The following is a 23,070-nucleotide window of genomic DNA, read 5'->3' on the forward strand; positions in this document are numbered from 1 at the left end:
CTTGCGACATGTTAGATGCTGATAACATGACAGCCAATAAGGTATATGTCTCTCAAAATAACAGACAACAACGTGCAGCACTCTAGCCGTGTTATTGCGATGTTTAATGCTACTCTTTCCAAGTTACATTAGCGTATTTCTCTCTAAGTGAATACTCGTAAATAGCGCGTATTTTAAAGTAGTTGTTACCGTATAGGTTTACTTTTTACCTAACTTAGCCGCCGCAATGGCTACGTGTAGCCTGTTGGTGTTAACCGTTTCAAAGGCGTTAATGTGAGATAAAAAACGAAATGTAGACAGCTTGGCGAGCTTAGGTTCGCATGAACTCAACTCATATAGTGCCGATACGTCAACGTTGTCTGAGGGAATGGGAATGTCAGTTTTTTCAACGTCTATTCTAAATGCATTGAGTTCACCGCTTTGAGGTTTGCTCGGGTAGGGATGACCAAACAGTGATTTTAAAGTGTAGGCAAGGTAGTGCTTCAGCGATATACCAAAATCTTCATTTTTAAAGAGTGCGCGGCGCTTCAATTCTGAACCAACACTATCCAACGCCGATTGGCTGGCAGGTTTTGATAGCATCTTTTCCACATCTGCGCTTAACACCATGTCATCGTGAAGGTATACGTTGGCTCTTGTTACCATTTTGCTAGCAAATTCATAAGAAACTCGTTCTCGACAAAAGAGATGAACAGTTTCAGGAAGCGATTGCAATAACTCTTCTGCACCAAAAAGCGTGTGAGGTAACAATATAAAGGCTTTCACGCGAGAAGCGTATTTTTTGATGTAATAACCAACACGGCTATTTTCACCACCAAAATTGCCGCCTCCACCATAAACAAGAATATCATTGTCTGAAATATCTTTTTCTGACTGGCAGCATTTGTACTCTAAATTGTTTCTTTCAAAAAATTGATACGTTGCACATGCGATAAGTGAGTCACCTGCATTGCCAGGATTGGGAAGGTAGTTTACCTTTCCACCAAGCTGTTGGATTAACACTACCAACTCATCATCTTTCTCTTTATTCATTTTAGTTTCTTTTCAATCCAGCTATAACAATCTTCGAATGCATCCTGCTCTTCATAAAGATAATGCATGCCATGTAAGTCATTCACTTTTACTGCGAGGTTTGAGTGCCATTTTACGTCGCTATTTTGTTCTATCTCGTAGCCTCTTATCACGTCTTGCATCATTTGAGTGGCTACGTCGCAATTCCTGTTGTTTAAAATATACTCTCTTGGAGAGAAGGTTCCCTCATTGTTTAATAAACTCAATACCTTAATTTCAAGATCTTGCTCGTTTGCAAAGTAACCTGTTTGTGCATTTATAAAATCGTATTTTTCACCGTAATTATGGTTTTCTCTCATTATTACCGGTGTATCACACAGCATTCCTTCAATAATCGCCCTGTTGTTACCCTCAAACTTTGACCACAAGACGTTTATTTTTGCCCGCTTATATAATTCAGCGACTTCTTGAGGTGTTATCCATTCGTAAATCTTTACATTGTCAGCAAGCCCCATTTCATCTGCATACGAAAGGATATCAGATTGTGATATGTCACCAGTGTATCCGACTAATACAATCTTGAAGTCAGGCTTTTTTGACACTACGCCCTTCAAAGCTTGGAAAAGTGCTCTGTGACGCTTGTACTTCGCCCATGCAGCCACAACAATTAAATCTATATCTCTTTCTTCATCTATAAGGGGGGGAGCGAAATTCTTATAATTTATAAACCAGCTTGGGCCGACCTTAATTGGAATAAGATTTGAATTGAGTGCTTTAACGAAGTTGTAGTCTCTTTCTTCATAGGTTTGAATGAAAATTGGAAACTTTAGCTGCGTGTAAATAAGAATATTCGACTCGCAAAACCCTGCCCAACTAGGCTCCAGAATGAGATGATAATTTTCTAAAATTTCTTCTGCTTTGAAAAAGCGCAGGAACAAAGGGAAATAGTAACTATAGTTAATAATAATTACGCCTTTCTCAGACCCATTTGGCTTTTTCAGTACGGTGATAATTCCATTTAGCATCTTTTCTGGTGCGGTAAAGAATTCCGCCGTATTTGATAGAGGCTCAACGGCATTAATAAATGCGTCCTGTATTTCGTTTTCATATTGCTGACCGTTAACAAAATACCGTTTTGCGTATTCTACACCTAGTGAGTAACTGCCAGACCACCCCGTTCTGAAAACTGCTGAAACCAGAGAGAACGCCTTACTTCTAGAACCAAGTTTCCATAGTACAAATGCACATAACCTTACACACGCAACAAGTAGCCCTTTTTTGCTGTTGTGATCGAACTTAACAAACTCTATCAATCGATCCTTACTATGTCCCAACTTCATATTTATCACTTCTTTTTGGTGATTAAGTTAACAAAAGTGCGCAATATTCGCTTGACGCTCATAGCATTCCCTTTGCATAGAAAAAGATTTAACGAACATTGCAAAGAGAAAAAGTGATCGTTTTTCTCTTCAGCGATATAAGAAAAAATAAGATAAGCACGGCATTTAGCTTCTTTTTTTAAAGTGCTGTTTCTCAATTCTTCGTCGTTGAAGGTTTCATCAAGAATTTTGAGATGCACAGGTAATAATGAGCGAGCATTGCGAGACGTAGATTGAGGTTGGACTCTATAATCTAATAGCACTTCGTCACATAGAACGATTGGATGCTCTTTAGCAATTTGAAGCCATAGTTTCCAGTCTTCCAGTGCTTGAAGTGACTCATCAAAACCGTTGTATTTTTCATAAACGCTTTTACTGATTATTAAAGACGACGTTGTGAGAAAGTTTTCAATCGCGAGCTGCTTGAATATCAAACCGCTAAATAAACGGCTGTATGTAGAACGGTAAACGGTTTTATCGTCAAAGCCGATTCCTACGTAGCGAGAGTCGCAGTGAGACCAATCGGCCTCTCCAAGCGAAATGAGTTGCTTTTCTAGCTTATTGGGATACCAGACGTCGTCCGAGTCACAGAAGGCTAATATCTCTCCTGTGGCTTTTGATATCGCTGTATTTCGAGCTGCCGAAACACCTTTGTTTTTCTGAGATAATACAACAATACGGTTGTCTGTCTCAGCCCATTTTTTCGCAATACTGAGTGTTTCATCAGTCGAGCCATCATCTATTATAATAAGCTCAAGATTTTCAAACGTTTGATCCAAAATACTGCTAATAGATTCCTCTATAAAAGACGAAGAATTATAAGCGGGCATAATGACACTAACTTTTTTGTTATTTTGATTCAGCATTTTCTGTAGTTGCTTTGAGTTTATAAGTCAGAAAAAGAGGAGGCCTTGCATATTTCCCCAAAGTGTCCCCTTTTGTTAGTGAAATGTACAACTTTCTTTGTTCTTCATCGTAATCAGCTCCGCCAATTGCTAGCCCTCTGAAGCTTGTGGGCAATGGAAATTTTCCATGTTCATATGGTTGCAGCGAATGAGGCAGCGCTAAACCGAGCTTCACCTTTAGTAGGTCTGCAATATCCCATGCCCAGTAATAGCTGTAAGAATCGTTTGCGTCGAATGGGCAAGGTCCGCCGCATTGATGGCCATTGCTTTGCTTTATTTTATAGCCTATTCCGCTCTCGTGGCCTGCCGATTTCCCAAGCGTCAGGTAGGTACGCGTTCCAGGCACGATGAAGCCATATGAAGCACCTGATGACAGAGTCCACATTTTATTACGCCCATCGCTGTTAAGGCTCAAGGAACGATAATCAGGTTGAAGTTCATAAACACTGTGATCATAGAGAGGCTGTCTCATAGAAAAATCTAGTAAGGCCTCAGTCTCCACCGAACCGGATGGACCATAAACAACGCTTTTTCTTGGGTTAAATGCAAACGCAGTGGGGCCAATGGATAGCCGAGAAGCTATCGAAGCATTTGATTGAGAGCCAGTGATGTGTGTAGCTTCAAAAAGTGCCTGTAACTCTTGCGGTATTTCACTTAACCATCCTGCAGCGTGAGCGGCGCCTTCCAATTGGTATGGGCCGTACATTTTGCTGCTCGCTAGGTTGTTTGCCTGCCAAATCATTATGCTGGTATCTGTTTCGGTGCCATTAGCGTCATACCAATTTATGTAGTTGACCATAAGAGCATCATCAATCTGCTTGATACCGGTAATGCGAAAGTAACCGGCAATTCCCGTCGAAACACGGGGCGTATTATTGATAGATTGAAAACCCTGTAAAACGGAGGTTTCAACCTCAAAGTCTTCTATATCTGTGGAGGCGACTATTGGGGGTATGAGTATTTCGCCTACACCGCCAAACTGAGGATGGCTCGCGACAAATATTGACTTTTTCGAAGCGCTTAAACTAAACACACCAAGTGAGAAGTCGAGTGATGCTTTCTCGTTATCGCTCGCGGCTTTTGTTGTTAATCTGAATCCGCCTTCGTATTCCCAGGCAGAAATAGGAATTTTCGGGGATTTGAGCATTTTAAAAGCGTCGCGTACCCAATTACAGTCAAGCAATTGATTACTGTTGCTGTCCTTTAATCCAAGTTCTTGATACACAAATCGCTTTTTTCCAGTGCAATCTTCTCCAGCGAAAACTGGTGAGCCAAAAGACAACATGGCAATTAACACTAATGAATTCAGGAAGCGATGTGATGAAGTCATTGTTAGTTTCCCATCGTCTCAAAATAAATTGAAGAGTAGCGCGAGACCATAGTGTCAGCGGAGAACTTCTCACAAAAAATATTATAGCCGCTTTCACCCATCGCCTTAATTTTTGCGGGTGAAGAGCTCAGTGTTTCAATTGCATGTGAGAAAGAAGAGCAGCAACCGTTAGGTGTTACCAATCCATTCTGTTGGTCTATTATAATTTCAGGGTTGCCGCCAGCATCTGTAACAATACACGGTTTAGAGAGTGACATTGCCTCCAGCAGCGTCATCGACGTTCCTTCACTAAGCGAGGAAAGCAGAAAAACATCCATTAAATCTATAAACTGTGAAGGGTCTTTAATATAACCGGTAAACCGAACGTTGTTTGAAATGCCTTCTTCTTTAACGATTGTCTCAAGAGTAGGCCGTAACTCACCATCACCCACAAGCAAAAGTATCAGGTTGTTTCTGTCACGTAGCGCCTTTGAAAACGCTTTTATCATCATCTCTTGGTTTTTAATTGGATCGAAGCGCGCTACAGTGCCAAGAATGATACAGTCGTCTGGTAGTTTCAAACGCTCCTTCAATGCGTTCTTCGCCTCATTATCACTGTCCAAAGGCTTTATCCCGTTGTAAATCACCTTTACATCGCTTTTTGGAATAGCTTCAAACTCTTCAAGTGCACTTTTTGTTGCTTCTGAAATTGCCGTAACGGCTGACGTAAACTTATTTAGAACAGGATTTACTAGCTTTCGTTTCCAGCTTGAGGAATCTGGGTAAAACCTACCATGCTCGGTGAATATGACCTTAGTTTTTGTAAAAGCCGCGGCTAAAGCGCCGTAAACCCAGGGCGTATACTGATGACAATGCAAAATATCGATATCGTTGTCTTTGATATGTTTTCTTATTTTACTAATTAGCGATCTGTCAAAGCCAGGTTGACGTTCTTTAACCGCTATTGGCGTGCCAGATGCTTTTAAGTCTTCGCCCCAAGGGCCCAGTGGCGCTTCAATACAATAAATCGACATTTCGATATTCGCATCACTATTTCCCTCAATGATGTTTTTAATCACCATTTCAGTACCACCAATGCGCATGTCAAAAGTTACGTGCATGACTCTCATTGCTGCGTAACCTCTTGTGTTAAGGCATAACGTTCAAACCACATTTGATACATTAACATGCTCCACAGTACTATGCCGTGGTCAGCTTTACGCGTTTGATGTTCTTCCCAAAGTTTCTTTATAACACCGCTATCGAATATGTCGTTAAGCCCACGCTGTGAATCAATGATTTGAGATTCAGACAGTGATTTCAATTCACCTCTAAACCACTCATCCAGCGGCGTGCTGAAGCCCATTTTCTTTCTATACAACAGTGAATCGGGGATAAAGGGCTTAAAGACTTCTTTAAGTAAGTATTTTTTCTCACCGTCGCGATATTTCTGTGAGGAGGGTAGGGTAGCGGCGAACTCTGCAACTTGGTAATCCAGAATCGGCGCCCTTACTTCTAACGAATTTGCCATACTCATGCGATCAACTTTCACAAGGATATCGCCCGTCATGTAGGTTTTGATGTCGGTGTAAAGAATTTTGCTTAAATGGTCCGGACCGTCGGCTTTGTTATACATGTCTAAGGTATATTGACTAGGGTGGTAATCGGCGAGCTGCTGTGCAACTTCAGGCTTAACTAAGCTTTGCCACATTTCATCTGTCATCATACTGTTAGTGATATAAAAGCCCATCGCCGGTTCGTGAGATAAGCTTGTGAGTAATGATTTCGCTTTTTTACCGACTGTGCCTGGCACTTTTCCAGCTAATTTCGCTAAGTGTGGAAAAACAGATTTTCGGACCGCTTCGGGGAATTTGCTTCTTAGCTTGTTTTCAACATCGTCTATCGAGTACTTTTCGTAGCCAGCGAACATCTCATCGCCGCCATCTCCCGCGAGCGCAACGGTTACAGCCTTTCTTGCCAGTTCCGAAACGAAGAAGGTTGGCACTAATGAGGGGTCAGCAAAAGGCTCATCAAAAAAGCTTACGATATGTTCTAGTCTGTCGCTAACGTTTTGGTGAACGGTAAATTCATGGTGCTCTGTTTCGTATTTTTCAGCTATTTCACGAGCGAAATCCGCTTCGTTAAATGCTTTATCATCAAATCCTATGGTACAGGTTTTTACTGGAGTTTCGCTGGCTTGTGCCATCATAGCGACAACACCCGAGCTATCCACACCGCCGCTTAAGAAAGCGCCAAGCGGAACATCACTGATCATTCGTTGTTTAGTGACTTTTTCAAGTAAGGTCTTTAACTGCGCTTTATTGGCATCTTCACTGGCACTTGTGGTGTTTTTAAAGCTCAAATCCCAATATTCATGAATGCTGAAACCGTCTTTATTAAGAATTAAATAATGAGCAGGTGGTAACTTGTGAATATGCTTAAAAATACTCTTTGGGTCGGGAACGTATTGATATGCAAAGAAGTCATATACGGCGTCTAAGCGAATTTCCTTTGGAATGTTCGTCAACGCCAATATAGCTTTAATCTCAGAGCCAAACGCAAATCGACCATTATCATTAAAATAGTAAAGGGGTTTTTTACCCAATCGATCTCGTGCAATAAACAGTTCTTGCTTGTTTTTGTCCCACAGAGCAAAGGCAAACATTCCGTTTAGTTTATCTAAACACTTGGTTCCTTCGCGTGCGTATAGCTCTAATATAACTTCGGTATCTGTATGACTTTTAAATGTAACACCGTCGTTTTCAAGCTCGGCTCGCAATTCAAGGAAGTTGTAGATCTCGCCATTAAAAACAATAACCAAGTCACCCTCTTTCGAGTACATGGGCTGATTGCCTGCTTCTGAGAGATCAAGAATACTCAGCCGCCTATGACAAAGGCCGATATGTTCATCGATATACATGCCGCTGGCATCTGGGCCTCTGTGATGAATAGCCTTGTGCATAGCTTCTAATGAAGTTTCACCGCCTTCGTTGAAATTAAAAAGGCTAAATCCTGCAATGCCACACATGAATGGTTATCCCTACAAACTGATATAAGGTCGAAGAATTGACCCAGTTACTATGGTAAATTTTAAGGGAAGCTCACGCCAAATGTTTTCGGCTATTTCTCTTACCCTGCTTGAGCCTGACTCAGCGTCGCTTTTAGCGTCTATCAACTCATTATTTTTATCAAAACTCTGCCAGTTAAGCAGTTGAGGTTCTGCGCCCCATTGTTTTTTAAATTTATATGTACCTTCTTCAAAGGTTGAGCGGCCAAAGTCAAAAACTTTCACGCCATTGTCGGCGCAATGGGAAAGCAAAGACCAATACAACAACATATTAGGAGCAAGGCGATTGAAGTCACGAAGTGTCGAGGCCCATGGAATAGAAGCGTTGTCACCCGATTTTATGATAACGCCACCACCAATAGGCTGGCCATCGTGATAAACCACGCTAATTAAACTACTTTGGCCGTAACTTTTTATAATTGCCTTAAACCATTTTTCAGCGTGAACAGGAGAACCGAGATCTCTCATGTTTTGAGCATATACGTTGTAGAAATCACTTACTAGTACGTTCGATGTGCCTAACTTAAAGGTAAGCCCATTTTTTTCCGCCTTCCTTATTTGGCTGCGTAATTTAGATTTGAAACTTGATAACAGTATTTCACTTGACTCAGGCAGTGGCAAAAGCATACGGACTTTTTTGTTCTCAAACTGGATTTTGTCTAAAGGTGATTTTTCTATACCTCTAATTTCCAATTTTTTTCCTGTTACGTTTCGCATCTGCGCAACAAGAAGCGCATGCATGTCATTTAACACCTTGTCGTTGTCGGCTAAGCCATAGCCTACATCGCAATAAGGTAAAGAACATATTTGTTTGCCCAGTAAAGGTATATTCATTAAAACAGCAGGGAAAACACCAACAACTTGCCCCGTATTAGCACATGTGGCAATAACGCCAAGCATTGAATGACCGTAAGCGGCCTTTACCGCTTCAAGCCACGCAAACTTGTGATAAGCGGAAGCATTTTTGTGTTGTGATACATAGGCATCCCACAAAGGTTTGTCGCTGGCTGACGCTATTCGTAACTTTGTATTTTGTTGTGCCGTCATTAATTTTGCTCACCTTTAATAACACCGCTTGAAGCGCTGCGGTTACTTAAATGCACCTTGGCTTCTGAGATAGTACAAAATTTAACATTGGCATTTTTCGCTAAGTGTTGCGTAACAACCTCAATGCGCTGGCATATTGTTTCAAATGCATTTGGCCCGTCTAAAAGGCCCGTTGCTCCGTCGATTAAACTAGAGCTGTGTAAGTACATATGAATAATGGGTTGTTTTTTCTGAATACTTTGATCGACTAACGCAAGCATGTCTTCGATTTCGGTAAGCTCTGGACTCAAATAAATCTTTCTTAAAAGTTTACTGTGCCAAAGCAGACCGACAGATTTAACCCAATTAAAGGGCGGTTTAGATAGTCGATTGTGAATGCGTTCACCAAGAGAGAAGTTTTGAATATTAAACCCTGCGGTAACAGGGATCTCAAGCAGTTGACGCTGCTCTCCAGGAGCCAATGCGTTGTCAAACGAAGGCCAATAAGGCGATTCTGGTGCACCTAGGCAGCTAAAATAGTCGTTCCTGTAAAAAGGATAAACGCTTGAATCTACGACATAGCCTCTTGATGCAAGTAATCTAAGCATTTTGGCACTTACGCCCCATCGCCCGCTTCTAAAGGACTGTGGGCGAACGCCTATTTCGTCGTGTAAAAGGGCGTTTAATGCATCGAGTTTTTGCTCTACTTGCTCTAAAGGAAGGTTTATTACGTGAGATTCCGCTTCGGTTGTCTTACCGAAATAGGGAGGGTTACACCAAGGGTGTAGATGTGCTCCAATTTCCGCGCTGTTAGACTTAGCAAACGTTCGCAGAGTTTGACTGCCAACCTTATTGCTTGCAACGGCGTAATCAACAAAATAAGTAGGGCGTATACCAAGGTTTTCACAAAAAGTTTGAAATGCAGGAATCTTTTCAACGTTTTTAACTGAACAGTTATGCTGCGGGAACTCTTCGTCCCACTGCCATTCTTCTTCAGTATCAATCGTTAAAACAAATAGCACGTCCTGTTTATGCATTTACTTTCTCTTTCAGCATGTCTTTGAATAATTCAAAGTATTCATCGGCCATTCGTTTGGCAGAGAAATTGGCTTCTACAAACAGCTTTGAGTTTTGAGCTAGTAAAGAGGCGAGCGCTTTGTCATCTAGCAACTTCTCCCAATCTTTCTCAAGCTGGTTGATGTCATGAAGCGGGGCCAATAAACCTGATTCGTTGTGTGTAATTAACTGATCGATACCCGCAATATCATAAGCAGATACCGGGATTTCCATGGCGCATGCTTCCATTAAGCAGCGAGGAATGCCTTCAAGCGTCGACGTCATTACGAACAAGTCAAAGTCGCGCAGCAGCTGTAGCCTGTCATTTCTAAAGCCTAAAAAATGAATGTCGCTAGCACTAGCCAGTGTTTTTGAATACGCCTCTAAGCTGGGGCGGTCTTCGCCGTCACCCAGCAGTACTAATTCAATATCTTGACGCTTTTTATATAAAGACTCGAAGCAGTCTAAAATGGCTTTTATATTTTTCCGGCTGATCATTTGGCCCACAAAGCCAATGGTCTTCTTTTCTTTTGGCTTGTCTGTTTTTGTTTGTCTAACGGCTTCAACTTCAGACAAGTCTACGCCATTTTGGATATACTCAAGCTTGTCAGGCGATATATTAAACTTCTCCACATCACTCATTAGTTGCTTAGAAAGTGGAACAACTTTGTCGGCAAAGCGCATCGACTGACATCCTAACCAAATAAAGAGACGGAGTTTCAAGTCGGCAGCATTTTCAAAGCCGTGGGGTGTTACTACACACGGAATACCTGCTTTTCTAGCCGCCATTACGCCCAAAATATCTGACTTATAGCCGTGAGTATGGATAATATCGATATCTTGTTCTTGAATTAAATCCGCCAATTTCGAAACGGCACGCAGGTCAAAACGACCCTGCATAGGAATGTGGTGAGTTTTTCCTATCGCTTTGAACTGTTTTACTAGCTCTAGCTCTTCTGTACCCGGCTCTAAGGTAACAACAAGTTCACTCGAAACACTATCTGGTAAATGCTTTGATAACGCTAACACCCATCTTTCTGCACCGTAAAAACCTGTTGAACAAATAAACTGTAAAACTTTCATTGTTATTTATGCGAGCTGGTACTAACAGCGCCGCGTACTCCTATTAATGTTCCAAGTGCTCTAGCCGGAAAATAAAGCAGATAAAAAAGTGAACAATGCCACCAAGTTACTTGCTGCTTAACAAGCCTTTTTAGTCGCCACGTGTACGCTGCAAAAGGCAGTAAAGCGCCTACTAACATAACTATAGCGACAATAGGTTGCGAGAATATTATCGCGAGAAAAGCCAGTAAAAGACCACCTGTAAATGCAAAAGGAACAACAAAACTTGGCCATTCTCTCAGCGGAATGCGCCTTCCTTTTAAAGATGCAATATTGGACTGGCCGCGCCATATTTCTTTTTTATACATCGGTGCGTAAGCTTTGTCTTCGCCAATGTGAATATACTGGGTTTGTGAGGTGTAAAACAACTCACCTAATTTATTAACCTTATCGGTAAAGAAATAATCTTCACAAGTAAGAAGGTGTTCAGGAAACTTACCTGCCGCTTCAAATGTTTCCTTTAAAAGAAATAAGTTGCGGCCAGGCAGAAAACTGACAGGCACATCAAGTTCAGCATTGCTTAACGCCGTTCTTATTCTCTCTAAAGGCGGCGCGTTAGGGCTGTTCACCTGCATGGCGGCGACTAGAGCCGTATTGTCTCGCGTTTTGAGAGTATCAATCATCACGTCTAGCCAATTCGAAGCAAGTGCAACATCTGCGTCTAAAAATGCCAAGTATTCACCTGTCGCCAAGCCGGCGCCCAGATTCCTAGAATGTGAAATCGTGTTATTCTCATCGTTATATACAACTCGCAAATTTACTGTTTCGATAAATGCGCTGAGCGTATTTGAAATTTCTTTATTCTGACTTACCAAAACAACTTCGTATTGTTCTTTCGGTGTTGTTAGGCCCGCAATACTTGTTAGTGTTTCAATGAGCATGTCTTCACGCCCCTTATGCGGAATGATAAAAGACGTATTAATACTCATGGTTTACCTAACCATTTTTGAAGTTGTGGAAAACGTTTCACTAGCTGTTTTCTCTCTCTTGACGGAGATAAATCAATAAGGTTGGACAAAAGAAAACTCAATGAATTGGATTTTTCTTTCAAGGCCTGACCTTTTTGTGTAGAAGTCGATGAAAGAGGGCGGGCAGCCTGCTTAAAACCGGAGTAATGACCGTTTTGCATCATTAAACAAAGTACGCGCGTGGTACTCGTTTCTGTACTCGTACTAAGGCGTTGAAAAATTGTATCTGCTAGTTGCTCGGCTTTTTGCTCAGCAAGTGTACGTTGGGCTTCAGTTAAATAGTTAGATGCAAAATGCAGTACGCATAGTTTTCTTAGGTCTTGCCCACTCCACGTTTGATTCGGAAACTCAAGAATGTCAGGCTTGTCCAGATAAGCATATTCGTTCACTGCCATCCAATTGGCATAGTGAGTAAGTGAGTCTACTGCGTATTGATAGCTCGAGTCATATTCACAGCGCTGTTCTTTAAGTGATATAAATCGGCAAACTGCTTGTAGGAATACAGTATAAAACCACGTTGCTTCGACATTATCCAATTGCAATTGGTCGAAGTCATCGGTGGGAGAGACCGTATTCGCTATAATATAGGACGCGGCTTCAATGTCACTATCACAACCTTGTAGTTCGTATCTATCTAGCCTTGCTTGCAGGTAGTTACCAGTACCTCTGTCTAGAGGATACTTTCCTGTTTTTATATTTTTAACACCAGGAATATCGCTATTTTTAAACGCAAGCAGGGCGCCTACAAACGTACCGTCGCCTTCATAATAATTGGTTACCCATTGCGTTATGGATAATGCGGCGTCTCGAGACGGTGTGTAGCCAGTAAGCAAATGATGCAAAGTGAGACCATTGGTATAACAATGTTGCCCACCCGGACCGCCGCCTCCAGCATGATCATCGTAAACACCAGACGGCTGGTGTTTAGAGTACGTTCTATGTGAAGCGGTATATGCCTGAACATAATGGTCGGTATGCCAAAACAATCCGCCGCTATACTCGGGCTTATCGTCACGGGTGTGATAAACATCAATATCTGCAACGTGCTTGGCAAGATCATCGGCTAGTTCAAACCAACGAGGATTGCCGCTTAACAACCACTGCATCAGCATTCCAAATATAGGGTCGTATTGATTGTTGTAATGTGACACGAAAAAGGGCTCGTCAGGTGCGAGTGCCTTTTCGTGATCCGCATACAACTCACCAAAATGTCGCCAGCCAAATTCGTCGATATCGAGCCGCTTTTGATAAAAAGAAGACGAACCTTCAATGCCATTTTTTATAAGTGAGTCAAACTCACATGATTTAGAAGGGAGAAAAGGCAAAACAGATGCGTTTTTTAACCAAGCGCTATCAATGACTACCTGCAGCGATTGTATGTCAAAAGGTGCGATTGAAATGCATCGTGTTTTTTGTTCACCAGGCTGAAGTTCAGTACATTCACTATGCCTTGAACCTAACAAGCTAACGCTTAAACTGTCTGCTGTTAAATGTGCTGAAGAAGGAAAATTTTGCCAAAACTTATCAACATGAATACTAAAAGTGCTACCGCTGTTTGAAATCTTAATTTGCGGTTTTGCTTGGTCACCCGAAAGCAATAAGTGGTCTTGTTGGTAAAGTTTAAAACCGCGAAACGGAAGCGAGTTAACGTTGTCTTGATTTACATGAACTGGACTTTGCCAGTTTTCAAAACCACTGGAAGCCTGATGAAGTGTCAGCTCTTCATGTTCAGATGAACTAAAGACATCAGAATTTAGCGTCAGCGTAGACTCTAGCGATTTACCTTTAAACGAGATACAGCATTCTTTTAAATAAATACTGTTTGGGTCTCCCAAGTCCCACTTCCCATTTGGGTGTGACGCTGCGCTTGGGTTTCGCATTGTCAAATGAGCACAAACCGTTCCGGTACTAAGGAAGATTGACGCTTCTGTTTCAACAATCAGCTTTTTATCGCTGCCAAGCCTAATCTCGTATTTTTGTTCAACGGTTAATGCGCTGTATTCGTTGTTATTGCAATGAAGAGCATAAGAGAATGCAATAGGGGTTATCGATTGAGGAATAATATCAACAATATCGAAAGAGCTGGATAAGTGCTTGTTGGTTACAAACTGAAAAGGCTTGGCTTTGTTAATTGTGAATGTTTTGCCACTGCCCAGAGACAGTGAAAGCGCCTCATCGTTATTGTTTACAGGTGAAACAAGCTTGTTCGATGGTGAGTCGCTCTCCACCGCTTCTAACGTCAGAACTATTTCATCGCTTACCGAATGGCGCTGTAAATCAATCAAACCTTCACATAATAACCACTTTATTGAACCATCTGGCCATAGCTGCGAGGTTTTGATAAAAGCATCAGTTAGTAGTATTCCGTTTGCGGCAAGCCGAAATTGAGTGACGGCGGGCCACATTCCCTTAGGGCAAGGTATTCCTGTTTTAAAATGTCCGCACGTCTCTTTGGCTAAAGAGGCAATCTGGATAGTTCCAACCGTTTGTGTCATTACTGCTTTCTTTATTTCTTCCGTGAGCAATGTTCTTGATGAACATATGCATAATGACTCTAGTATGCCAATGGAATTGCCACTTGTGTAGCCTTCATCACTAATTTGTTACTTTGACCTTATATTTGCTTCGAAGTAGTATGATAATAGGACAAATAAAAATACTAAAGATAGCTTGGAAGGCGCTGATGTCGAAAGTTTGCGTGTTGTCGCAACGAGTACCGTATCCCCCAAATAAGGGCGAAAAACTTAGAACATATCATCAAATTGAATTTCTAAATCGCTTAGGGTACGAAGTCGAAGTTTTTTCTCTCATAGAAACTGCAGAAGATAAGAAAAATGCCGAAGCGTTAGCCAAGCATCTTGGAATTTCGGTTAACTCTTACCAGTTAGGTAGTAAATTCACGCGTTATGCTTCGGCCTTACTGCAAGGTTTGCCCATAAGTGTTGGAGCGTTTTACTCAAAAACACTTCAACATGTTATTGATGAAAAGCTGAAAGAGGGTGAGGATGCGCTGCTGTTAACCGCGTCGAGTTTAAGCTATTACATCTTCAACTCGCCTTATTACAACACTACCCATTGTCGCTTGTTTATGGACTTTATGGACGTTGATTCAGATAAGTGGGCGCAATACGCAGATTCTTCTTCCTTATTAATGCGCTGCGTATACCAGCGTGAAAGCAAGGGTATAAAAAAGCTTGAGGCTAAAACAAACCAACGGTTTGATGAGTGCTTTTTGATTGCAAAGGAAGAGGCGCAGCTATTTAATTCTTCAGTAGACTCATCGAAAGCGATAACCGTACTTGGAAATGGATTAGACTTCGATGCGTTTTATCCAGCGAAAGCCCAGCCTTGCGCGGTAGCAATAAGCACTGCACCGCATTTCTTGTTCACGGGCGTGATGGACTACAAGCCAAACGTAGACGCGGTACTTTGGTTTGTTAAAAACTGTTGGCCACTCATTCGAGAAAAAGCGCCGAATGCAAAGTTTACTGTGGGTGGTATGAACCCTGTTGAAGAAATAAAAGCGTTGTCAGGCCGCGATGGTATAGATGTCACGGGCTTTGTCGATGATATATTGCCTTATTTTCACCAAGCTCATGCGTTTGTTGCGCCATTTAGGTTGGCAAGGGGCGTGCAGAACAAAGTCCTTCAAGCGGCGGCATGTAGACTACCGATAATAACCACGTCTATGGGAGCTGAAGGGATCTCGTTTGCCAATGCTGACAACATGTGGATAGTAGATGATGTAGACAGCTTTGTAGCTGCATGCGTTGAGAGTATTGAAAACTTTGAGCTATCACAACATAAAGCACAACGTAGCTACCAAGCAATAGTTAGCGAATATAGCTGGGAACAACAATTGAGCCCGTTGATGGTGGCAATGGCAAGAATATGAAATCAATAATTAAGAAGAGTTTTTTTGCCCTTTGTGCACTTGTAATGTTTCCTTTCACGCTTTTGTATTTAATGCTGTCTATTGTGGTAAACAAAGACTCGCTGCTTTCGTCTTTTAGCCAGCTGCTATCGCTTATACCCGGTAAACTAGGGTGTTATTTACGTTCGGGCTTTTATCGGTTTGTCATGACCTCGTGTGCACCAAACGTTCTCATCGGTTTCGCCACGTTGTTTTCACAACAAGATACTGAGATTGACGAGGGGGTGTACATAGGGCCGCAATGTAACATTGGCAAATGCGCTATTGGGAAAAATACTTTGTTGGGAAGCGGTGTGCACATTATGAGTGGCAAAGGACAACACAATTTCTCTGACCCAGAAAAGCCGATAAAAGATCAGGGCGGCGTTTTCACCAAAGTCTCTGTAGGAGAGAACTGTTGGTTGGGCAACGGTGCACTGGTTATGGCCAATATTGGCAAAGGAAGTGTGGTCGCAGCAGGTTCTGTAGTTATTGATGATGTGCCTGCGGGGGTTATAGTAGGTGGGAACCCTGCGAAGGTCCTGCGTGCTTTGCGAGAGTAACTGCTGTATTTGCCAAATAATTTCTCAATCGTGTGAGAACACCTTTGAATGTCATCGTTGGAATTTGTAACGAGTGAAATACAACAGTGTCATTGGACAAAGTTTGTTTGTATTGACTTGCTCCTCCCATAAAATCGTACCAACTTAACCCTTGTTGAGCATAATACTCCATTAAAGCAAGATGCAGAATATAACCAGGCTTAATATGCTTAGATGCAAACTCAAGGTTTACTCCAGAGCAGTAAAAAAAGACCGCGTCTTTTTGTACGAAGTTGAGTGTATACCCTAGCAAAGCATCTCCTGCTGTAACTTTTGCTATTTCACAAAGCTTGCCATTACTTATCAAAAAGTTCTTAAGCGTGCCTTTGAAGACCTTATTTTCAAATCCGCTCCCAAAGGTAGAGTCTCCCCACCGCTTTATGTGAAGTATTTCTAATTGCTCTAGAAATAAGAGTTTTTGTTCTAAACATTCAGCAATTGTCACTTTAATTGGACCAAAGCGAAGATGTACTTCTTTTATACTCCTTCTTAACTTGCTTCTACTATTAGCTGAAAGGCGAGAGATTAGCTGCTCTATAGTAAGTTCTGGTGAAAGAGAACGACGAAAACCATATGAAATATGAGCGTCAATGCGTAAGTCGTTCAAGTATTTTTTGGGAAAAAGAAATTCACATGTCATTGAAACATTAAGAATATCGAAATTTTGGCTTTTTAGTTCTTTTAAGAGTAAATCAAAGAAACGGTTTTGATTTTCAGGTAAGCCAAGTGACGTGTTGTACTCTATCCACACTTGGTCGTTATCAGGACAACCAGTTTGGTTTATATGGGCTAACTTAAAAGTCAGCCCATATTTCTTTTTAAAGCTCTCACCGATTAACGCAAAGTGACTCACAGTACTTTGTTCGTAGAGCAAAAACATATGAACCGGAAATGTCTTTTGGGAAAACCATGCTTTGAGAAAACCCTCACTCAAAAACGGCGAAAAGTTATCACAGTTTACTTCATGTAAGACAGTGGAGAGTTGCTCCCAAGTTACATTTGTTAGCCATTGTGTTTCTTCCATGTACTAATTTTTTACGTCTTTTGAAATACGCTCGTACAAAGATAAATCTTCTTCAGTCAAACTCGACTTTTCGACAGTCGCTAAAGCCTTCTGAGCTTGGGTTTGTTCGTCAAGATGCATGTGTGCGTTTGCTAACAAAAGCGCATTAGCGTTAGAACTAACATTATTTGAAAACGGGGTTATCTCATCATAACGCTCTGAAGAAGTTAAAATGCGAAACAACGTATCTAAATAGTCTTGGTTTGATGCATTTAATTCAACGACTCGCTTTGCAATTTCAAAAGCTTTGTCGTTTTTACCGTCAAGGTAAAGGACCCATGCATAGTTATTTAATACATCAGTGTTACCACTTGTTTTACTAATGATGTCTTCAAAAATAGCTATCGACTGAGCGTTGTCATGTCCTATTAATGACTCAGCTAATAGTGCTTTTATTGATAGGTCGTTAGGATGTTGCTCAAGGTGCGCTTTAAGAACCCCATAGTCGACATTGCCACGCCTTATGTTTAGCGCATGAAGTAATTTAAGCGTATGAGAATTGCTTGACTCGTTATAAGCTCTTGTGAGTAATGATGTCGCTTCATCCAAATTATTTTGCTTAATAGCGTAGGTACCGTTTAGGTAATCTAACAGCTCTGATGGAGCGTTCGACTTTTTCTCAATCTGTCCGATTTTATACTTCGCTTTAGATAAGTTCCCTTGATGAATGTAAAGGGAAACTAGCTTTGCATCTAACGCAAGGCTTTCTTTTGGTCGGTCAAGAGAGTGCGGGACTTGTTCTAGTACTGAGATCGCTTCTTTTAATTGGCCTGTGTTCTCAAGGTATGTTGCAAATGCAATATTTGGGCGTGTGCTGTCAGGGAACTGTTTATTCCATGCCTTGACTATATCTCTTGCTTGATTGGCGTTATTCGAACGGCTCGCTAGGTAGAACTGTAATTCCCAGTATTGATTGATTAGTTTTGCCTTTTCGGCATCTGTAGTGTTTAGAGTTCTTTGAGCAAGCTCATTTGCGCCTTGAGTAGCGAAAATACCCGCCTTCATCAATTTAAAAAGAACATTGTCGTCAAATTCTGAAATAGCTTTATCAATATAGGTATGTAATTTCGATTCGTATTCTTTATTTTTAGAAAGCTTTTGGAAAGCAAGGTATAACTTTAGCACAACGACATCGTTGAGATTATTTTCTAGTATTTTATCAAGAGAATTCAGTGCACTCTCATAGTCTTTGTTCTTCGCAGCAGACTGAGCCATGAACATGTGAGCAGCTCTATTTGTAGGCAAAAGCTCCAAAGAGTCTTGATAAACTAACGCTGCGCTATCTCTGTCACCTTTAGCAATAAGGATGGCTGCTTTATAGTTCATGACTTTTACTTTGTCAGTTGTTCTTTCCAGCCACTTGTTTACATATTTTAGCGCTTCGTCAAATTGAGCCTTGTTCATCATCATCGCAACTTGAATGAGATTATAAGTGCTATCTGAAGTGTCGCCTGGTTTACTCAGTGTTTCAGAACTCCCTTCACGTGCTAACTCGATAAGTCCGCTAAGCACCCTTGCTCTAGGCGATTCGCTTTGAGCGAGCTTTGATTGTAGCGTAGTCCACTCTCTGGCATGGCTTTCTGTGCCTATAAGTTGTCCAATGGTAGACACATCCAGCTCTGAGAAGCTTTCTTGAGTTGCTAGAGTTTCTAGTGCATCGTCGGTAATGCCCAGTTTGATTTTGGTAGCAACAAGCATGGTATTTGCCAATTCGTTGTTTGGTGCCATATTTGTTGCTTTTTCAAAGCTACTTAATGCTGATTCATAATTTTGAGAATTGAACTCTAAAAGCCCTTTCGTTAACGAAACAGAAGGCATATCTATTCCGTAGGTATCAGCTAAAGATATGGCGCTATATGCTTCATCATGTTTATTTTCGCTTAATAAAATTAAACTATTAAGGTAATTAGCCATTGGGTTTTTAGAAAATCTCGCAAGAACAGGGGTTACAAGTTCTTTCGCTTTTTTAAAGTCATTATTAACTAGCAGAGCTTGAGCTAATGGCAAATTGATGTTCAATACGTTAGGGTTATTTTTCTTATACGCATTATAAACTGTTATCATACCGTCAATATTATTCGACCGCCTTAATAGATCGCCCATCACAAGCAGCTCAATATCGGATGTGGAATTGTCAATTAGTGGTGAAACATCTAAGCTTGTAAGAGTGTTGCTATTAAATGCTTCAAAGACGCTAAATACGGCCGTGTCGCCTTCTATTCTTTCTAAATCTATAGAGTTTGATAGTGCGACGCTAGACCACGCTTCTGCCAACATACAATCGCGACAAGTACTGTTTTTATCTATAAGTCTTTGGAAACTGCTATCAAAACTAAGGATAGCTATATGTGCGTTTAAGCTCTCAGCTTTGCTCTGTTCGGATGGGGTTAGCGCTTCAATATCTACTTTTTCGAGTTGCTGTTTGGCACCAATTATATTGCCATTTAGTAAGTAAACTTCTGTAAGCAATAGCCTGAGTTCAGATGTTGGCTCCTCACTCATCGCTTGTTTAATTAATACTTCAGCCTCTTTTGATTGCCCATTCTCAAGTGCAACTTTGGTTTCTTGAATGTAATCTTGGTGAGCCTTTGGTGTGCATCCAATACAAGTTAATAGAGCGAGAGCAGCAAATTGAATATTTTTTTTTAGCATTTTAAAACTTCTAACGTCCGTGAGTTTACCTTGATAAAGGTATCGTGCTTTTTAATAAGTGACAAGAAGTATTAAGATAGTATAAAAAAAAGCCGGATTAAAATCCGGCTTTTCTTATAAAGACAATGATTACTTTTGCTTTCTACGGCGAGCTGTTAAGCCCAAGCCCAGCAAGCCGAATGCAGCCATCGCTAGCGTAGTAGGAGCAGGTACAAGCGTGGTCTGAACCGTTGATGATTGAGTAATGGTCAACTGATAAGTACCAGCACTAACGTTTGCCCAGCCTGATGTGAAAGTCTCGCCGTTACCTGAACGAACAAGTAAGTCGCCTAAACCAGGTTGATCAATTGCGATATCGTTAAATGTCACGCCTGATGGGCCATCTGTAAGAGACACTGTATCTCCAGTGACAAGGTTCGCAAGTTGAATTCCAAATGTCGCTTTAGCTGTAGCTGTAGCCGCTCTTAAACTATCATTAGCGATATCCGGCGAGATAAATGCATCAACTAAGTAATCCATCAAAGCACTAAATCGCACATTAATATCTGTCAACGCATCGAGTGTAAATTGCGTAAGGATATCGTTTGCGATGTTACTATTGGCACCCGCGCTTTCATCGTTACCAGCAGCAATGCCCGCATCCGCATATGTAAAACCGCTAGCACCAGAACCTAGCGCACTGCCTGAAACTTGAGCGTCAGCCACTGAATAGTAAAAAGCGTCACTCGCAACTAAATTGCCACCATCAACAGACTGACCATTGTTGGTAAGACCTAAAACTCCGCAAGAAGAACCTAGGCAGAGTAAGTCTGCATCAGAATCAGCTGTGGCAGAGGATTTTGAATCTAAGTCTGAATCTGAAGCGCCATTGTTATCAGCGAACGTGCTTGTTGACCTTGTGCCACCCGGAAGGATAGAAATAAAGTCAAGAGGGTTAACTGGATCAGGTACCAAGTCGCCGTCAGTATCGATTTGAACAAGAAGATCATTTAATTCTAAATAAGCTGTTGCTGATACTCCAGCTGTTGCATTCGAAGCTGTAACAAGAGCTCCCGCAATCGCTGCATATTTGATAGTTGTTGCAAATTTCATTTTCCACGCTCCGTTGTTTTGAACAGTAGGTCTGTTATACGTGTTAACATAAGCATGCAACGTGCCATTTTTTAAGCGATTGATTTTATAGGTTTTATTTCATTCGCGTTTACGTGTTGTAAAATTTTTAGACACTAATTGATATTTTGAAGGAGAGATGACATTACAAGGATCAAAATAAGATTTAAGTTCAGGGAGCTCAAAAGGTAGCGGTAGATGCTGTCGATTGAGAAAGTGATTGGAAAGCGTAGACATTCTATACTGAAGGAAGCCCATGGAAGCACACTTAAGCATTATTTCTTGATAGCAAGCTAAAGCTTGTTCTTCCTCCTTCTCTTTTTGTCTATCCCATGAAAGAGATAATACACACTCCATTGTTCTTTCATTTATAAGGGTTACTGAGATTGGACTTTCTAAACTATACTTCTTACATGTTTCACTCATGATAGAAGTAATTAATTTAAAATCTTTGCTCGATATTTCAGAGCAGGGCGCGCCCCATAGCAAACCTACTTTGTCTTGACTTGGATTGGGCACGTTATCTGTTAACTTTTGAAGGTTTCTCCAATAAATGGTTCGAAGAAATTCATTGCTAGGAGTCCCTTGTTTTATTTTACATAATTCTATTAGGCTCTTTCTCAGAGCAAGTTTAGCGCCTATTTTTCTGGCTATACCACTATTACTGGAAACTAGTTTTTTAACTAAAGCTCTATTATATTTAGGAGTAATAGACAGCGTTTTCTTAATAAAGCTGAGCTTTTCTTTGTCAATGAATAAAGGTTTTACACCTAGTTTTTTCATCGCGGTCTTAAGATCTTTAATATGCGCTTTGACTTGGTTTTTGGTTCCGTACATCCCTCCTGAAAGCGTCCAATCATCTAAACCGAATTTGCGGATCAACTTGTTTAACTCTTCGTAATCATACGATTTAATTAGATTTGGAAATTCTACAGCAAGTAATTGGAGTGTCTTCATGTTGTTTCCAATGTGTGCAGCACTGTGTATGGTGTTTTGTTTTCTCAGAATTGCACAAGTATCAATCATTTGATCAATATCTTCTTCTTTGAATGGTATGAAGTAAGCAACGAAACAATCAGGTTTTTTCAAAAGCTTAATTGTAAGGTTTGTTACAATTGAGACATTATTTTGAATCACGAGACCTGTCAGGTCAGGGCCGATGCTATAGGTTCTGGTTGCTATTTTCCCGTCAATTTCAAATGATGTACCATCGGTTGATGTCACAAAATGTGTAGGTGCTTCTTCTTTATTGTTGGGAGTGATAATTTCTGCATGCAGAATATTCTTAGCGTGCTCAGCGAGTGGAGTATGACCAAAACCCCGTTCAAGATAGTTTCCGATGACGCTTGCAAATTTTGGCGCTCCAGTAGTGTCATGTATATGGATATCACCGTTTTTTATTAAAAATTCACTAATGGCTTCTTGTGATACTCCTGGTTCTACTGTTATGTGTCCACTTGATTTCTTGTAGTAACTTATTCTTTTAAACTCACTTAAATCCAAGGCAATACAATTTGAAGCGTAGGGCTCTTTACCTCCATAACCTAAGTTGGCGCCTCTACTGTAGGGGTGAACAGCAAATCCATTGCATTTTGCAAGTTCTATTATCTTAATTATTTCCATATATCGCGAAGAGCCATCGGATTCGGAAGGGTATGGTTTAACGACCAATATAGCTGAATTTTTTTCTGGATACGTGATGTACGCATCGTTAGTGTCGACAAATAATATCTGTGATGACCGAAAGCCAGAAGTTAGTAGAAGGTTTTTCAGCTGCTCAAACCCAAAGTCTAATGTTCTCATAAATAGTTCCTAACGCGCCTGAAAAATATCGCAAGACTGGAATGCAATGTATTAGGTAAAGAGCACCAGGCTCGGCAAAAGTAA

General features: G+C 41.0%; 17 protein-coding genes. 2 read left to right on the forward strand and 15 right to left on the reverse strand.

Features of this window, described 5'->3' with window-relative positions; all coding sequences use genetic code 11:
• Positions 1-198 precede the first annotated feature (198 nt).
• The 11 genes from F0261_RS04180 to F0261_RS04230 are packed head-to-tail and all read right to left on the reverse strand — an operon-like array spanning position 199 to position 14,338.
• Positions 199-1,032 (reverse strand): polysaccharide pyruvyl transferase family protein, encoded by an 834-nt coding sequence (locus F0261_RS04180; protein ID WP_171337294.1) that lies wholly within the window; start codon positions 1,030-1,032, stop codon positions 199-201.
• Positions 1,029-2,351: a glycosyltransferase gene (locus F0261_RS04185; protein ID WP_216600711.1), complete on the reverse strand. Its 1,323-nt coding sequence runs from the start codon at positions 2,349-2,351 to the stop codon at positions 1,029-1,031. The genes F0261_RS04180 and F0261_RS04185 overlap by 4 nt, the downstream gene beginning before the upstream one ends.
• A 5-nt stretch (positions 2,352-2,356) precedes the next feature.
• Positions 2,357-3,256 (reverse strand): glycosyltransferase, encoded by a 900-nt coding sequence (locus tag F0261_RS04190; RefSeq protein WP_301338793.1) that lies wholly within the window; start codon positions 3,254-3,256, stop codon positions 2,357-2,359.
• A complete protein-coding gene (locus F0261_RS04195) occupies positions 3,240-4,625 on the reverse strand; it encodes a hypothetical protein (protein WP_171337296.1) in 1,386 nt (461 codons plus the stop codon). The genes F0261_RS04190 and F0261_RS04195 overlap by 17 nt, the downstream gene beginning before the upstream one ends.
• Positions 4,626-4,627: 2 nt before the next feature.
• Positions 4,628-5,725, reverse strand: coding sequence for a glycosyltransferase (locus F0261_RS04200; RefSeq protein WP_253819179.1), 1,098 nt, complete (start codon positions 5,723-5,725; stop codon positions 4,628-4,630).
• A 5-nt stretch (positions 5,726-5,730) separates the two neighbouring features.
• Positions 5,731-7,632 carry an asparagine synthase (glutamine-hydrolyzing) gene (asnB, locus tag F0261_RS04205; protein WP_171337298.1) on the reverse strand — a complete coding sequence of 634 codons (1,902 nt, stop codon included), beginning with the start codon at positions 7,630-7,632 and terminating at the stop codon, positions 5,731-5,733.
• A 12-nt stretch (positions 7,633-7,644) separates the two neighbouring features.
• Positions 7,645-8,718 (reverse strand): GNAT family N-acetyltransferase, encoded by a 1,074-nt coding sequence (locus F0261_RS04210; RefSeq protein WP_171337299.1) that lies wholly within the window; start codon positions 8,716-8,718, stop codon positions 7,645-7,647.
• A complete protein-coding gene (locus tag F0261_RS04215; protein WP_171337300.1) occupies positions 8,718-9,734 on the reverse strand; it encodes a polysaccharide deacetylase family protein in 1,017 nt (338 codons plus the stop codon). Before F0261_RS04215 ends, F0261_RS04210 begins: the two co-directional genes overlap by 1 nt.
• Positions 9,727-10,836, reverse strand: a complete 1,110-nt coding sequence (locus tag F0261_RS04220; protein WP_171337301.1) for a glycosyltransferase — start codon at positions 10,834-10,836, stop codon at positions 9,727-9,729. The genes F0261_RS04215 and F0261_RS04220 overlap by 8 nt, the downstream gene beginning before the upstream one ends.
• A 2-nt stretch (positions 10,837-10,838) precedes the next feature.
• Entirely contained in the window at positions 10,839-11,804 is a 966-nt protein-coding gene (locus F0261_RS04225; RefSeq protein WP_171337302.1) for a glycosyltransferase family 2 protein, read from the reverse strand.
• Positions 11,801-14,338 (reverse strand): hypothetical protein, encoded by a 2,538-nt coding sequence (locus F0261_RS04230; RefSeq protein ID WP_171337303.1) that lies wholly within the window; start codon positions 14,336-14,338, stop codon positions 11,801-11,803. The genes F0261_RS04225 and F0261_RS04230 overlap by 4 nt, the downstream gene beginning before the upstream one ends.
• A gap of 188 nt (positions 14,339-14,526) precedes the next feature.
• On the opposite strand from F0261_RS04230, the gene F0261_RS04235 reads away from it, so the two are divergent.
• Positions 14,527-15,738 (forward strand): TIGR03087 family PEP-CTERM/XrtA system glycosyltransferase, encoded by a 1,212-nt coding sequence (locus tag F0261_RS04235; protein WP_171337304.1) that lies wholly within the window; start codon positions 14,527-14,529, stop codon positions 15,736-15,738.
• Positions 15,735-16,319, forward strand: a complete 585-nt coding sequence (locus tag F0261_RS04240; protein ID WP_171337305.1) for an acyltransferase — start codon at positions 15,735-15,737, stop codon at positions 16,317-16,319. Before F0261_RS04235 ends, F0261_RS04240 begins: the two co-directional genes overlap by 4 nt.
• Here the strand turns inward: F0261_RS04240 and F0261_RS04245 are convergent.
• The 4 genes from F0261_RS04245 to F0261_RS04260 form a co-directional block, all read right to left on the reverse strand.
• A complete protein-coding gene (locus tag F0261_RS04245; protein ID WP_014979863.1) occupies positions 16,270-17,382 on the reverse strand; it encodes a GNAT family N-acetyltransferase in 1,113 nt (370 codons plus the stop codon). The genes F0261_RS04240 and F0261_RS04245 overlap by 50 nt on opposite strands.
• Positions 17,383-17,385: 3 nt before the next feature.
• Positions 17,386-20,073, reverse strand: a complete 2,688-nt coding sequence (locus F0261_RS04250; RefSeq protein ID WP_014979862.1) for a tetratricopeptide repeat protein — start codon at positions 20,071-20,073, stop codon at positions 17,386-17,388.
• Positions 20,074-20,202: 129 nt separating this feature from the next.
• Entirely contained in the window at positions 20,203-21,165 is a 963-nt protein-coding gene (locus F0261_RS04255; protein WP_014979861.1) for a PEP-CTERM sorting domain-containing protein, read from the reverse strand.
• A gap of 99 nt (positions 21,166-21,264) precedes the next feature.
• On the reverse strand, positions 21,265-22,986 hold the full coding sequence (locus F0261_RS04260; protein WP_171337306.1) for an FAD-binding protein: 1,722 nt from the start codon (positions 22,984-22,986) through the stop codon (positions 21,265-21,267).
• Positions 22,987-23,070 lie beyond the last annotated feature (84 nt).

Origin of the sequence: Alteromonas sp. 07-89-2, from assembly GCF_013113925.1 — a bacterium.
GTDB classification, from domain to species: Bacteria; Pseudomonadota; Gammaproteobacteria; order Enterobacterales; family Alteromonadaceae; genus Alteromonas; species Alteromonas macleodii.

Coding starts and splice junctions, on each gene's coding strand:
- F0261_RS04215 (WP_171337300.1), bottom strand. CDS start 9,734: ATGCATAAACAGGACGTGCTATTTGTTTTAACGATTGATACTGAAGAA.
- F0261_RS04190 (WP_301338793.1), bottom strand. CDS start 3,256: ATGCTGAATCAAAATAACAAAAAAGTTAGTGTCATTATGCCCGCTTAT.
- F0261_RS04195 (WP_171337296.1), bottom strand. CDS start 4,625: ATGACTTCATCACATCGCTTCCTGAATTCATTAGTGTTAATTGCCATG.
- F0261_RS04220 (WP_171337301.1), bottom strand. CDS start 10,836: ATGAAAGTTTTACAGTTTATTTGTTCAACAGGTTTTTACGGTGCAGAA.
- F0261_RS04200 (WP_253819179.1), bottom strand. CDS start 5,725: ATGCACGTAACTTTTGACATGCGCATTGGTGGTACTGAAATGGTGATT.
- asnB (WP_171337298.1), bottom strand. CDS start 7,632: ATGTGTGGCATTGCAGGATTTAGCCTTTTTAATTTCAACGAAGGCGGT.
- F0261_RS04255 (WP_014979861.1), bottom strand. CDS start 21,165: ATGAAATTTGCAACAACTATCAAATATGCAGCGATTGCGGGAGCTCTT.
- F0261_RS04185 (WP_216600711.1), bottom strand. CDS start 2,351: ATGAAGTTGGGACATAGTAAGGATCGATTGATAGAGTTTGTTAAGTTC.
- F0261_RS04245 (WP_014979863.1), bottom strand. CDS start 17,382: ATGGAAGAAACACAATGGCTAACAAATGTAACTTGGGAGCAACTCTCC.
- F0261_RS04240 (WP_171337305.1), top strand. CDS start 15,735: ATGAAATCAATAATTAAGAAGAGTTTTTTTGCCCTTTGTGCACTTGTA.
- F0261_RS04225 (WP_171337302.1), bottom strand. CDS start 11,804: ATGAGTATTAATACGTCTTTTATCATTCCGCATAAGGGGCGTGAAGAC.
- F0261_RS04260 (WP_171337306.1), bottom strand. CDS start 22,986: ATGAGAACATTAGACTTTGGGTTTGAGCAGCTGAAAAACCTTCTACTA.
- F0261_RS04210 (WP_171337299.1), bottom strand. CDS start 8,718: ATGACGGCACAACAAAATACAAAGTTACGAATAGCGTCAGCCAGCGAC.
- F0261_RS04230 (WP_171337303.1), bottom strand. CDS start 14,338: ATGACACAAACGGTTGGAACTATCCAGATTGCCTCTTTAGCCAAAGAG.
- F0261_RS04180 (WP_171337294.1), bottom strand. CDS start 1,032: ATGAATAAAGAGAAAGATGATGAGTTGGTAGTGTTAATCCAACAGCTT.
- F0261_RS04250 (WP_014979862.1), bottom strand. CDS start 20,073: ATGCTAAAAAAAAATATTCAATTTGCTGCTCTCGCTCTATTAACTTGT.
- F0261_RS04235 (WP_171337304.1), top strand. CDS start 14,527: ATGTCGAAAGTTTGCGTGTTGTCGCAACGAGTACCGTATCCCCCAAAT.